The organism is uncultured Campylobacter sp., from assembly GCF_938017775.1.
Lineage (GTDB): Bacteria > Campylobacterota > Campylobacteria > Campylobacterales > Campylobacteraceae > Campylobacter_B.
The window spans coordinates 88981-102563 of sequence record NZ_CALIIU010000009.1; the positions used below are offsets into that span (position 1 = coordinate 88981).

The 13583-nt window shown below is 48.8% G+C and carries 13 protein-coding genes; 11 read left to right on the forward strand and 2 right to left on the reverse strand.

The genetic code is table 11. From position 1 onward, the window contains the following. Positions 1-22: 22 nt before the first annotated feature. Together Q0537_RS01700 and Q0537_RS01705 are read right to left on the reverse strand one after the other, a co-directional pair. On the reverse strand, positions 23-472 hold the full coding sequence (locus Q0537_RS01700; protein WP_299224566.1) for a hypothetical protein: 450 nt from the start codon (positions 470-472) through the stop codon (positions 23-25). 378 nt (positions 473-850) lie between these two features. Next, on the reverse strand, positions 851-1228 hold the full coding sequence (locus Q0537_RS01705; RefSeq protein WP_297905289.1) for a hypothetical protein: 378 nt from the start codon (positions 1226-1228) through the stop codon (positions 851-853). Between the two features lie 137 nt (positions 1229-1365). Here Q0537_RS01705 and gap point away from each other — a divergent pair, with 137 nt between their 5' ends. From gap to Q0537_RS01760, 11 genes are all read left to right on the forward strand, one after another. Beyond that, a complete protein-coding gene (gene gap, locus Q0537_RS01710; protein WP_299224568.1) occupies positions 1366-2370 on the forward strand; it encodes a type I glyceraldehyde-3-phosphate dehydrogenase in 1005 nt (334 codons plus the stop codon). Between the two features lies 1 nt (position 2371). After that, positions 2372-3583 (forward strand): phosphoglycerate kinase, encoded by a 1212-nt coding sequence (locus Q0537_RS01715; RefSeq protein ID WP_177386771.1) that lies wholly within the window; start codon positions 2372-2374, stop codon positions 3581-3583. Then, positions 3580-4275 carry a triose-phosphate isomerase gene (locus tag Q0537_RS01720; RefSeq protein ID WP_299224570.1) on the forward strand — a complete coding sequence of 232 codons (696 nt, stop codon included), beginning with the start codon at positions 3580-3582 and terminating at the stop codon, positions 4273-4275. The genes Q0537_RS01715 and Q0537_RS01720 overlap by 4 nt, the downstream gene beginning before the upstream one ends. A 307-nt stretch (positions 4276-4582) precedes the next feature. Beyond that, positions 4583-5389: an enoyl-ACP reductase FabI gene (fabI, locus tag Q0537_RS01725; RefSeq protein WP_299224573.1), complete on the forward strand. Its 807-nt coding sequence runs from the start codon at positions 4583-4585 to the stop codon at positions 5387-5389. Between the two features lie 44 nt (positions 5390-5433). Further along, positions 5434-5778, forward strand: coding sequence for a hypothetical protein (locus Q0537_RS01730; protein ID WP_299224575.1), 345 nt, complete (start codon positions 5434-5436; stop codon positions 5776-5778). Between the two features lie 256 nt (positions 5779-6034). After that, a complete protein-coding gene (locus Q0537_RS01735; protein WP_299224577.1) occupies positions 6035-7399 on the forward strand; it encodes a 3'-5' exonuclease in 1365 nt (454 codons plus the stop codon). Next, positions 7389-8243: a DNA ligase gene (locus tag Q0537_RS01740; RefSeq protein WP_299224578.1), complete on the forward strand. Its 855-nt coding sequence runs from the start codon at positions 7389-7391 to the stop codon at positions 8241-8243. Before Q0537_RS01735 ends, Q0537_RS01740 begins: the two co-directional genes overlap by 11 nt. A 52-nt stretch (positions 8244-8295) precedes the next feature. Next, positions 8296-9285 (forward strand): UDP-glucose 4-epimerase GalE, encoded by a 990-nt coding sequence (gene galE, locus Q0537_RS01745; RefSeq protein ID WP_299224581.1) that lies wholly within the window; start codon positions 8296-8298, stop codon positions 9283-9285. An 81-nt stretch (positions 9286-9366) separates the two neighbouring features. Continuing rightward, positions 9367-10905 carry an oligosaccharide flippase family protein gene (locus Q0537_RS01750; protein WP_299224583.1) on the forward strand — a complete coding sequence of 513 codons (1539 nt, stop codon included), beginning with the start codon at positions 9367-9369 and terminating at the stop codon, positions 10903-10905. Next, positions 10902-12524, forward strand: coding sequence for a Coenzyme F420 hydrogenase/dehydrogenase, beta subunit C-terminal domain (locus tag Q0537_RS01755; protein WP_299224585.1), 1623 nt, complete (start codon positions 10902-10904; stop codon positions 12522-12524). Before Q0537_RS01750 ends, Q0537_RS01755 begins: the two co-directional genes overlap by 4 nt. Next, a complete protein-coding gene (locus Q0537_RS01760) occupies positions 12521-13582 on the forward strand; it encodes a polysaccharide pyruvyl transferase family protein (protein ID WP_299224587.1) in 1062 nt (353 codons plus the stop codon). Before Q0537_RS01755 ends, Q0537_RS01760 begins: the two co-directional genes overlap by 4 nt. The last annotated feature ends 1 nt before the right edge of the window (position 13583 follow it).

Below are 13583 nucleotides of genomic sequence, written 5' to 3' on the forward strand. Positions count from 1 at the left end.
TTCCTAAATTTAGATCTAAATTTTAGAGCTTATTAAAAGAGGCGATTTTAGAAATTTCGCTTACAAAGCTCACGCGGTCAAATTTAAACTCAAGCCCATATCGCCAATCTTTGCGGCGCGGGTTCGTAAAGTCGCTAAATCTGATCGTATCTGCTTCAAATTTAGCCTTAAGCGCGAGGTACCAGCAGCCCCAGATCCCGCACGGACAGCCTAGTAGCACGACGCTTCGCTCGTCGCTAGCCGCAAGCTGTCCGTTAGGCAAGAGCGCATCCAAAAAGAGCTTTTTAAAATCAATTAGGCTCAAATAGGCGTAGTCTCCCGCGACGCTAGCTTGCCCGTCCTTTGCGGCAAAGCTTTGCTCGCGCCGCCTAATTAGCTCGAGCAGAGGCTCACCTTTTATCGCAACGACGACTTCGGTAAAGCTCTGGCCGTCCACCTCGTAATCGTTTATGTAAAATTTAATGCTATCCATGCAGTAATCTCGCTAAATTATATGTTTGCGCCGTATTTGCACCGACCTATTAAAATTTCGGCGCAGTTTAGCGAATTTGAAGTGAAATTCGGTTTAAAACTAAAAATTCGTAGGTAGAGCGCAAATTAAATGGAGATTTTTAAAATTTGAGGATTTCGGGCTTGCGGAGCTTATTTTTTAACGCACGCGAGCTCAAATTTACAAAAAAAGCTCAATTTGCGTGGACGAAAGAAGCGAAAATAAAAGGTTAAATATTATTGCAGATCAAAGAGATCGAAACGAGGGTTAAATTTTGCTATGGATAAAGAAGTCGAAATTAGAAATGAGGGGTTAAATTTAATTCGCTTTTTAGGGCGCTTAAATTTAACCCCGCCGCGGCTACATCATTTCGCCGCTTTTGTGCTCGTGCTCGGTGTAGGTTACCGGAATATCCTTCTTGCCTTTTCCCGGTGTATACACTCCCTCTCCGCGTTTGAAAAGAAGCTCGATACCTTCGTCGTTCGTAAGCATTATGCCGCTTGCGGAAGCCGCGCGTTTAAGATTATGCTTCTTACCCTTTTCATCGGTTAACACGCCTGTTGCGAACATATCGTTCGAGCTAAGGCTGATGCGCTTATCTCCGGTCTCTCCTAGCAGAAATACGATCGTGTGCGCTACAGACTCTTGCTTTTGCTGCGGAGCCGTATCGGCCTTAGGTTGGTTGCATCCGCTTAAAATCGCGATTGCCGCTAATGACGAGAATACAATTCGTCTCATTTTTTCTCCTTTAAAAAAAGTTCGCGAATTATATAGCCAAAAAGTAAATCCTAGATTTCGCGACTTTTTATTTAATCAAAGATTAACCCAAATTTAGTAAAATTCCAGCTGAAAACATCCCAAATAAGGAGAACCTTATGGCAGTAAAAATCGCAATTAACGGCTTTGGAAGGATCGGTAGGTGCGCGGCTAGAATTGCGCTAAGCAGGGACGATGTAGAGCTTGTGGCGATCAACGATACCGCTAAGCGCGAGCTTACGAGATACCTGCTTCAATACGACACGGTTCACGGCGAATTTCATAAAAAAGTAGAAATTCTAAGCGACGAATGCATAGCCGTAGACGGCAAAAAGATCCGCGTCTATTCCACCAGAGAGCCTGCGGAGCTTGATTTTGCGGGCGATGGTGCAGAAGCTGTGCTTGAATGTACTGGTGCGTTTTTAACGAGCGAAAAATGCAAGCCGTTCATAGATAACGGTATCGGCGTAGTCGTAATGAGCGCACCTGCCAAGGACGATACGCCTACTTTCGTAATCGGCGTTAATGAGGGCGCTTATGCAGGACAGCGCGTCATCTCAAATGCTAGCTGCACCACTAACGGTCTAGCTCCGATTGCAAAAATTCTAGACGATGAGCTTGGTATCGAAAAGGGTCTGATGACGACAATTCATGCTTATACGCATGGACAGAGTCTAGTCGATGTAAAAGCCAAGGACTTTCGCCGTTCACGCGCTGCGGCTCTTAATATCGCTCCGACCACGACGGGTGCGGCAAAAGCGATTAGTAAGGTACTTCCGCAGCTAAGCGGTAAGATGCACGGACAATCGGTGCGCGTGCCAGTGGCTAACGTTTCGATGGTTGATCTAACGGTGCTAACGCGTAAACAAACGAGTGCTGAGGAGCTAAATGAAATTTTCCGCCGCTATGCTGCTAAAGAGATGAAAGGAATTTTGCTCGTAGACGACGATAGCCGTGTCAGCAGCGATTTTTGTACTTCAGAATACTCCAGTATCGTAGCTAGCGACTGCACGCAGGTAATTGACAGCAATCTGATAAAAGTGATGAGCTGGTATGACAACGAGTGGGGATATAGTGAGCGCCTCATCGATTTAGCCCTATATGCGGCAAAAAGAAGGAAATAAGATGGGCGAAATTCTTTCGATTAAAGATTTGAAATTTAAAGACGGCGCGCGCGTTTTTATCAGGTGCGATTTTAACGTGCCGATGGATGAGTTTTGCAATATTACGGACGATCGTCGCATTCGTTCGTCTATCCCTACGATTAAATATTGCTTAGACGAGGGCTGCGCGGTAATTTTAGCCAGTCATTTAGGGCGCCCGAAAAACGGATACGAAGAAAGACTTAGCCTAAAGCCTGTGGTAAAGAGACTATCTAGGCTTTTGGAGCGCGAGATAAAATTTGTCTCCGACGTCGCGGGCGAGGAGGCAGGCGCTGCGGTAAATTCGCTTAAAAAGGGCGAAGTGCTTCTACTAGATAATCTGCGCTTCGAAAAGGGCGAGAGCAAAAACGACGAAGCACTAGCTAAGAGGCTCGCAAGCTACGCGGAATTTTATATCAACGATGCTTTTGGCGTATGCCACCGCGCGCATGCTTCGGTAGAGGCGATTACGAAATTCTACGATGAGGCGCATAAGGCGGCGGGATTTTTATTGCTAAAAGAGATAAAATTTGCCAAAGACCTTATTAAAGATCCTGCGCGTCCTTTTGTAGCCGTAACTGGTGGCAGCAAAGTAAGCGGCAAGCTTCAGGCGCTTAAAAATTTACTTCCTAAAGTCGATAAGCTCATCATCGGAGGCGGCATGGCGTTTACGTTTTTAAAAGCCGTCGGATATGACATCGGCAAATCTTTGCTCGAAGAGGATCTAATCGAGGAAGCAAAAAATATTCTCCGCAATGCTCGCGAGCTTGGGGTTAAAATTTATATCCCCGTCGATGCCGTCGCAGCTCCGCAATGCTCGCAAGATGCCGTTACAAAAAAGGTTACCGTTCAAGAAATTCCAAGCGATTGGATGGGGCTAGATATCGGACCTGCAACCGTAGCGCTTTTTAAAGAAGCCCTAGACGATGCACAAACGATCTGGTGGAACGGACCGATGGGGGTTTTTGAGATCGATAAATTCGCTCGCGGCAGCCTGCATATATCGCACGCGATCGCAGATAGCGACGCCACGACCGTAGTGGGCGGCGGCGATACTGCAGATGTCGTCGAACGCGCGGGCAACGCCGATGATATGACTTTTATTTCTACCGGAGGCGGTGCGAGCTTAGAACTCATCGAAGGCAAGGAGCTGCCGGGCGTGCGAGTGCTTACTGCTAAAACGGAGCTGCGATGATACTAGCGGCGAATCTTAAATGCAACCATACCCGCGCTAGCTTTGAGCGATACGCCAAAGCTTTAGATGAAAGCTTAGCGGGCGGAATTTCGCGCGAGAATGAAATTTTGGTTTTCCCTCCTGCTAGCGCATTTTGCGCGAAGGTAAAAAATTTCACCCAAGGCGCGCAAAATTTCTATCCTGCCGCGCACGGCAGCTTTACGGGCGAGATCGGCGGCGATATGCTGGCGGAATTTGACGTCAAAACCGTTCTTATCGGTCACAGCGAGCGGCGCGCCATTTTGGGCGAGAGCGCGGAGCTGATAAGAGAGAAATTCAGTTTTGCCGCAGCGCAGGGCTGGCGCATCGTTTTTTGCGTCGGCGAGGACGAGGCGGCATTCGCGCAAGATCGCAGCGAGGAGTTTGTAGCGACACAGCTTGAGGGTATCGATCTGAAATATCCGAGCTTAGTACTAGCCTACGAGCCCGTCTGGGCGATCGGCACGGGCAGAAGCGCGCAGCGTGAGCAGATCGAAAGAATGCTGAAGCTCTTGCGCACCAAAAGCTCAGCACCTCTACTTTACGGAGGCAGCGTGAATGCTGAAAATATCGCAAAAATTTGCGCGATAAAAGGTTGCGATGGGGTGCTAGTGGGTACGGCGAGCTGGGACGCTTCTGGTTTCTTGGAGCTTATTAGCGCATCATCTCGCTGACGTCTTTAAATGATTTCGTAAATTTCGCCCTGCGACAGGCTACATGCCTAGTCTTGGGACGAAATTTACTTCAAAACATTTAAATCCGCCTAGCGATATTTCCGCTTGTCGATTTATGTTTAGAATTTGACGTTTTGTTAAATTTGAATTGCAAAATTTTTAAGTCAAATTGCGAAAGATTTTGAGATGGATTTGAATGTTGTTGCAGATTTTGCGACCAAGACTAGGCATGTAGCCTGTCGCAGGGAGCAAAATCAAAACTCATTCAAAGGCGCTTAAAAGCCAAGCAAAATAGAAAGGAGAAATAATGATTTTAAAAGGCAAAAAAGGCCTCATCGTCGGCGTCGCTAACGCCAAATCCATCGCTTACGGCATCGCCGAAGCTTGTCACGCCCAGGGTGCGCAAATGGCGTTTACTTACCTGAACGACGCGCTAAAAAAACGCGTAGAGCCGATCGCGGAGGAGTTTGGGAGCAAATTCGTCTATGAGCTTGACGTAAACAACCCAGCTCACTTGGACGGTCTTGCGGATCGCATCAAAACAGACCTTGGCGAGATTGATTTCGTCGTGCATGCGGTGGCCTATGCGCCGAAAGAAGCATTAGAAGGCGAGTTCGTCAACACGAGCAAAGAAGCCTTTGATATTGCGATGGGCACGAGCGTGTATTCGCTACTAAGCCTCACGCGCGCGGTGCTACCGGTGCTAAAAGAGGGCGGCTCGGTGCTCACGCTAACCTACCTCGGAGGACCTAAATTCGTGCCTCACTACAACGTAATGGGTGTCGCAAAAGCAGCTCTTGAAAGCTCCGTGCGCTATCTCGCTCACGATCTTGGCGCGCGCGGTATCCGCGTAAACGCTATCAGCGCTGGCCCGATCAAAACGCTTGCCGCAAGCGGAATAGGAGATTTTAGGATGATTTTACGCTACAACGAGATCAACGCGCCGCTAAAACGCAACGTCACGACGCAAGACGTCGGCAAAAGCGCGATGTATCTACTCAGCGACCTTGCTAGCGGCGTGACAGGCGAAGTTCACTACGTCGACTGCGGCTACAACATCATGGGCATGGGCGACGTGGCGACCGACGCCGATGGTAAGACGATCCTTGTGTAGGATGCGGCTAAGGCCGAATAAGCGGCGTGCAAAAAGGGCAAAATTTGACGCGCACAGTTTTTTACGACGATAGTCATAGACGGATAGCCGAGGGCGGCGTAGAAGGCATCGCCGCCGTTTTGCGAGGTGATGACGAGGCCGAGAAAGCCTCGCTTTTGTTGTGTCTAGATTATTACCTTGATCCATATTATGGCTGCACGCTGGCGCATGAGAGTAAAATTTTCATCCTTTTACAGGAGCTGCTTTTAACCGAGCGCTCGCAAGCTATCAGAGACGACATTTTGCAGCTTCTGAGCGATTACTGCGGCGATTTTAGCGTGCTGCGAAGCAGGATTTCCGAGGCGTCCGGCGAGCTTTTGCCGGGTATCAAGCGCTTGATCGAAGGATAAATTTAACGATCGGCACGCTTTTGCGCGCGGTAATTGCGTCGCGGCGAGCGGTAGCGAAATTGGCCGCGCCTCCGCATACACCCCTTTTTGCCACGAAAATGCGGCAGCGTAAAATTTTAAGATTGAAAGCGGCGATGAGAACCTTGGATGAGCGAGGAGATCGATTAGCGCGCGTACATAAAAACGGCATGGAGATAGAGGATTATTTAAGAGCCGTTTTTGAAAAAAGCGGTAAAAACCGCCAGAAAGGAGCTTAATGAAAAAGGATTATATCTGCGTATTCGACTGCGAGACGATCCCAGACGTAGCGGCGCTGGTGCGGGTGCTGGATGAGGACGCGATCGCGGACTGCTTCGAGCCTTTCGATAAAAAAAGCTTCGCAAAGCTTCTTGACGCGCAGCTCTCGCAAAAGATCGGCGGCGAGAAGCAAAGCCCGTCTTTAAATTTTGCTGTAAATTCGGCGGAGCAGAATTCTAAAATTGTAAATTCCGAGCAAAATTCCGCGTTTCAAAATTTTACGCAGCAAGACGCTGTGCTTCAAAGCTTTGCGAGCGAAAATTCCGCTGAAAACCCCGCGCAGGGAAATTTTACGAGCGAAAATTCTATGTCGCAAAATACGGCGCCCAAAAATTCCGCGTCGCTAAATTTAACCTACGACGATACCGCGCCTCAAAGCTCCGCAACACAGGGCGCCGCGACGGAAAATTCTACGCCCCGAAGCCCTGCGCCTCAGAATTTTGCAGTGGAAAGCTCTACGCCTCAAAGCTCCGCATCCCAAAGCTCAAAGAGCGAAAATCTCGCTTTAAATTCCGCGCAAGATCTCGCGTTAAACGCGCTAAATTTTAAAATTTACGGCGAGCAGCCGATCTTTAACGCGGATAAAAGCAAAATTTTAAACCACAAATTGCTCTCGCTTAGGGCGATGGAGATTTTCAAAGAAAAAACCGGCAGCGAATTCCTGCCCGTCTGCTTCCACCGCGTCGTTAGTATTAGCGCCGTGATGGCGGACGGATTCGGCAGATTTTTGCGCGTCTCGACGCTTGATGGCGAGAACGAGCGCGATAAAATCGCAAAATTCCTAGCCTTCATCGAGGATTTTAATCCGCGGCTCGTGAGCTTCAACGGGCGCGGGTTCGATCTGCCGATGATTATGGCGCGCGCGATGCGCTATGATCTAAGCGCCGCGGCGTATTTTGAGACGAACGATCGCGATAACAACAAGAGCAAATGGGAGAACTACCGCAGCCGCTACGACGGGCGGTTCCATCTGGATCTGCTCGATCACATCAGTGATTTTGGCGCCGTTCGCGGGCTCAAGCTCGATCATATCTGCGCCAGCGTGGGCCTTCCCGGCAAATACGACGTGCACGGCGATCAGGTCCTACAGCTGTATTACGGCGGCGAGCAGGCCAAGATCGACGAGTACTGCAGATCCGATGTGCTCAACACCTACTGGCTGTTTTTAAAATACGAGCTTTTGCGCGGCAAGATCACCAAGGACGATTATCTAAATTATATCGCGGTGATGGGCGAATTTTTGCAAAAAGAGTGCGCGGGCATGAGCTATACGCCCGTTTTTTGCAACTTTATAGAAAGGGAGCTAGCGGCATATGCGAAGTGAAATTTTTAAAATTTTAAAAGGCGCGGTTTTGGGTGCGCTATTTTTGGCCTGCGGCGCGGTCGCGGATGAGGCTAAATTTAAACCGATGCTGCTTAAAGAGTACGTTCCCGGCATGAATATCACCGGCTGGGTGATCAGCGAGAAGCTAGACGGCGTGCGCGCGATCTGGGACGGCAAAAATCTGCGCTCCAGACGCGGTAAGATCATAAACGCTCCCGAGGGCTGGAGCGCGGGCTTTCCGCCGTTTTTCGTGGACGGCGAGCTATACACGGCGCGCGGGGAGTTTGAGCAGCTCGTCTCGATCGTCTCTTCTAGCGTGCCAGATGAGCGCTGGAGCAGGGTGAAATTTTACGCGTTTGACCTGCCGAAGGAGCAGAAAAACCTTAGCGCGAAGATGGAAATTTTAAGAAATTTTATCGGCTCAAGCGGCGCGCAAAATTTACTCATCGTGCAGCAAACCCCTGTAAGCACGCACGCCGACGTGCAGGCGTATTTCGATCGCGTCATCGCCTCTGGCGGCGAAGGCGTCGTGCTGCGCGATCCAAACGCGCTTTATGAAAGCGGCCGCAGCGATAAAATTTTAAAATACAAAAAGACGCACGATAGCGAGTGCAAGGTCGTAAAAATCAACCCGGGCTACGGCAAAAATGAGGGCAAGATGGGCTCGCTTAGCTGCGTGGATCTACGTAGCGGAGCGAAATTTAAAGTAGGCACGGGCTTTAGCGACGAAATGCGGGCAAATCCGCCTAAAGTAGGCACTATCATCACCTATCAATACCAAAACCTAACCCGCGAGAAAAAGCCGCGCTTCCCCGTATTTTTGCGCGTGCGACCAGCGATTTAATCTAAGGGGCTATAATCGCGTATTTTGATAAATTTGATCCGAAGGAGAATAGATGAAAATTTTAATCACAGGCGGCGCGGGATACATCGGTAGCCACGTTGCAAAGGCGCTTTTAGAAGCAAACCGCCACGACGTCGTCATACTGGATAATCTTTGCAAAGGCTCGATGCGAGCGATCGAGGCACTTCGCAAGATAGGCGAGTTTGAGTTCGTGCAAGAGAGCCTAGAAAACACCCCTGCAATCGAGAAGCTTTTTAAACGCGAGAAATTCGACGCGATCATTCACTTTGCGGCGTTTATCGAGGTTTTTGAAAGCACGCAAAATCCGCTAAAATACTATCTAAACAACACCGCCAACGCGATGAATTTGATCGCGCTTGCGAACAAATACGGCGTGAAAGACTTTATCTTTAGCTCCACGGCAGCGACCTACGGCGAGCCGGACACCCCGCAAGTAAGCGAGGAAACTCCGCAAAATCCGATCAATCCGTACGGCAGAAGCAAGCTGATGGTCGAGTGGGTGCTAAAAGACACGGCAGCGGCAAATCCAAATTTTAAATATGGAATTTTGCGCTACTTCAACGTTGCAGGTGCGGCTAGCGACGGCACGATCGGGCAAAACTACCCGAACGCGACGCATCTAATTAAGGTAGCAACCCAAACTATCGTCGGCAAGCGCGATAAGATGAGCATTTTCGGCGATGATTACGACACCAAGGACGGCACCTGCATACGCGACTACATCCACGTAGAAGACCTCGCAAGCGCGCATCTGGCGGTACTTGATTATCTGCAAAGCGGTGATAGCGCGGTCTTTAACGTAGGCTACGGCACGGGCTTTAGCGTAAAAGAGGTCGTCAATGAAGCCAAAAAAGTAAGCGGCGTGGATTTTAAAGTAGAGATCGCTCCGCGCAGAGCGGGCGATCCTGCCTGCCTCATCTCAAATGCGGATAAAATTCGCACCAAAACTTCGTGGCATCCCGAGCACGAGAGCCTGGATGAGATCATCCTAAGCGCGCTTAATTGGGAAAAGAAGCTCTAGGTTCTAGCGTGAAAGTGCGATTTGAAATTTTAAAATTTTACTCCGCCGCGTTTAATAGCGGCGAGCAAAAGGAAGCCTTGTTTGCTTAAAATTCTAAACGCCCCCGAAGCCGCGCAGCGCAAGCTCGGCGTCGTGCTATCGTATGTGAATATCTTTGTTTCTACGATACTTACTTTGGTTTATACGCCGTTTTTTCTGCGGGCGCTGGGGCAGAGCGAGTTTGGGCTGTATTCTTTAGCTAGCAGCGTTATTGGCTATTTAGCGATTTTGGATTTAGGCTTTGGTAACGCCGTGACGGTCTATACCGCCAAATACGTCTCAAGCGGCGAAGTGGAGCGCATGCATAAGCTGCACGGCACGATTTTTAGCGTGTATTTGGTAATGAGCGCGGTGATCGTGCTTGCAGGAGCTGCGCTGCTGGCCAATCTGCACGCGATTTTTAGCGCTAAGCTAAGTACTAGTGAGATGGGCGAAATTCGCATTATGCTAATGCTACTAACTGCAAATTTAGCGATTAGTTTTCCTTTTAGCATCTATTCGTCGATCCTTACGGCGCATGAGAATTTCGTATTTATCAAGCTAATTGGGATCTTTCGTACGATCGCTCTGCCGCTAGCTGCGGTGCCTGCGCTACTTTTGGGATATAAGGCTATCGCGATCGTAATCATCGCTACGGCGGTAAATTTAATCTGCGTCGCGGCAGATTTCATCTATTGCAAAAGCAAAGTCTCGCCCGTGATAAGCGTGCGAAATTTCGACGCCCCCACGCTTAAGCAAATTTTTGGCTACTCGTTTTTTATATTTTTAGGCATCGTAGTCGATCAAGTAAACTGGAATGTCGATAATTTTATCTTAGGCGCGGTCGCAGGCGCTACAGCGGTCTCCACGTATGCCGTAGCAAGCACGATAAATGCCACTTTCGTCACGCTTTCACTCACCATTAGCGGTGTGATGCTTCCTAAAATCGCCAAAATGGTCTCTGCCAACTCCACCGATTCCGAGCTTAGCGCGGAATTTATCAAAATAGGCAGGCTGCAATTTTACGTGATATTTTTTATCGCGTCGCTTTTGGTGATTTTTGGACGGGAGTTTATCGTGCTATGGGCTGGCGCAAATTATGAAATTTCATACGCAATCGCGCTTATTTTGGTGCTTCCAGTAAGCGTGCCGTTGATTCAAAATTTAGGCCTAGCCGTGCTTCAGGCAAAAAACAAAGTCAAATTTCGCTCAATCGCCGCGTTTTGTGTCACGCTCGTAAATATCGCTATTTCTATTCCGCTAGCTAAGGCTTACGGTGGCGTGGGCGCTGCGTGCGGCACGGCTTTTGCGATCACCTTGCTAAATATCTGCGTGATGAATATCTACTATGCTCGTGTAATCGGACTTGACATCGCTAAATTTTGGCGAAATATCGGCGCGATGGTAGTAAAATTTGCTCCTGCAATCGCAGTAAGCCTAGCGATAAATTATGCACTAGGCTTGCATGGAGTGAGCTTTTTGCTAATTTGCGGCGGGCTTTATTCGGCTATGTTTGTGCTAAGCGCATATTTTTGGGCGATGAATGACTACGAACGCGCGATTTTTGGCGGCATTGCGGCTAAGATAAGGAGGCGGGCTTGAGCTTCAATGTAATTAGCGAAGTGGTTACGAAAGACCGCTGTATCGGCTGCGGCGTCTGCGCAAGCAGCTGCCCTTTTAGCGTGCTAAAAATGCGGCTTGGAGGCAATGGATTTTACGCGCCCGAGGAGGGCGAAGGGTGTCGCGACAAATGCGATATCTGCCTAAAAGTCTGCCCGTTTTACGAAAAAGACATGCTCGAAAACGAGCTAAATTCTAAATCATACGCAGAGCTGAAAAGCTTTAGCCCTGATTTTGGCAGGTTTTTAGCCACTTACAAATTCTACAAAAAAGATGAAGTGCAGCGCCTAAGCAGTGCAAGCGGCGGTGCGGGAGATTATATTTTTCGCGAGCTTTTTGCGCGCGGGCTCATAGATTACGCGATTTGCGCTGTGCCTGCGGACGAGGGGGATTTTATAGCCCAAAATTCCAAGCGTGATTTTTCTGCCTGCAATAATTTAGCGCAGCCGCAGAATTTGCAAAATTCCGCAACCAAAAATTCCGAGCAGAATTCCGTAATGGTAAATTTAACGCAGAATTTGGCGGACGATGATTCTATAAATTTTACGAGTGCGCAAAATTCCTTTTGCGAAAATTTTACACAGAATTCCGCGCAGAATTTTACAAATGAAAATTTCGCACAGAATTCTAAAGCTTCTTGTGAAAATTCCGTATCAACGCAGAATTTTGCTTGCGAGAATTCCAAAAACGCGCGAAATTATGCGGGCGAAAATTCCGTGCCGCTATTTAAATTTAGCGTGATAAAAAATGCTGATGAGCTTACTCGCGCGCGCTCGTCCGCTTACTATCCGCTCACGCTTGAAGCAGTGCTAAAGGAGATGTCGCGCCGTGAGGGTAGATACGCGATTAGCGCGCTGCCGTGTTTTGCCAAGGCCTTAAGGCTTGCTGCGAGTAAAAATCCGCGCCTTAAATCCCGCATAAGCTTTATTATTGGGCTGGTTTGCGGACAGGGCAAGGGTGCTGGTTTTACGCATAAGCTGGCAGATCTTGCGTTTAAAGAGCATAAGCAGCTCGCGGCGGTTAATTACAGATATAAAATCGCGGGCAAAAGCGCGATGAGCTTTGGCTTTAAATTTCGTGCTGCAGACGGCAGTGAGGCGATAGACGATCGCAGTAGTAGCGCCTTTGCATACTGGAGTTCGCGCGCTTTTACCCCACTTGCGTGCAACGCCTGCACCGACGTTTTTGCCAAATGCGCCGACATCGTGCTGATGGATGCGTGGCTGCAAAGCGAAATGAGCGAGTGGCGCGGCACATCGCTCGTAATTACGCGCGCAGCTCAGATCGACGCGCTGTTTTCGCAGCCTACGAAGCAGGCACGCGAGGCGATTTTTTGCGAGCGGATATCCGCAGCGGAGGTGCAGCGCTCGCAGAAAAGCCAGGTGGAGTGCAAAAACGAAATTTTCTACGGCGCGAAAAATCCGCTTAGGCGTTACATCTTGCGCCAGAAGCTTCAGATCCAGCGCTATAGCGCTACGCATTTTGATTGCGATGATTTCATCGCTGCTAGGCTTAAAAAAATCGCCGCTGCGAATAAAGTGCTAGCGCTTTTGGCGCTACCAAAGATCGCGGCATATAAAATTTATAGGAAGTTTGCATGAAGATCGGGATTTTTACCCTGCCGCTAGTAAATAATTACGGCGGAATTTTACAAGCTTACGCGCTAAGCCGCGTGCTAGTGGGGCTAGGGCATGAGCCACGTCTCATAAACTTGCGCCTGCAAAGAAGTAAACTATCGATTGCGTATATTAAATTTTTAGTGGCATGCGCACTTAAAAAGGAACTTTGCGGCGCGAAATTTAATCCCTCTTACGAGCGCGATACTAGCGAGTTTGTATCGGAAAATATTCCTTTAACCGCGCCTGTTTGCACACTTGCGGATTTAAAGGCGCTGTGCGAGAAAGAACGCTTTGAAGCGGTGATTTTAGGAAGCGATCAGGTTTTTCGCCCTAGCTATTTTGCGGATTTTGCAGATTGCTTTAGCCTTGGATTTTTGCCGGCTAACTGCACGCGGATCGCCTATGCTGCAAGCTTCGGCGGAGATAGGCTCTGTGGGCTTAAAAATCCCGCAGATTTAAAAGCTCACGCTGCAAATTTGGCTAAATTTAAAGCTATTTCTGTGCGCGAGCGCGACGGCGTAAAGCTTGCGCGCGAATGCTTTGGTATAAATGCGCATTGGGTGCTAGATCCTACGCTTTTGGCTAACAAAGAGATTTACGATAAATTTTTAAGCCATGCGCCAAAGCGCAAGGGCTTTGCCTATATCCTAGATCCATCGCCTCGCTCAGAAGCGGCGATAGAGCTATTAAAGAAGCAAAGCGGACTAGAGATAGATGAGGTGAACGACCGCGGCAACCGCATCGGCATAAAAGCGTGGCTAAGCGCTATTATGGACGCGGAGTTCGTGCTAACCGATTCATTTCACGGCTGCGTATTTTCTATAATCTTTAATAAGCCGTTTTTTGTGCTCGTTAACGCTAGTCGCGGCGCGTCGCGCTTTAGCTCGCTTTTGGGCTTATTCGGGCTTGAAAATAGAGCTTTGCAAGATCCCAAAGACATGCGCTTGGACGCGACTATCGATTGGGATGGCGTAAATGAGGCATTGCGCCGTAAAAGAGAGGACTCGATGAAATTTTTAAAAACAAGTTTAGGCTCATAAA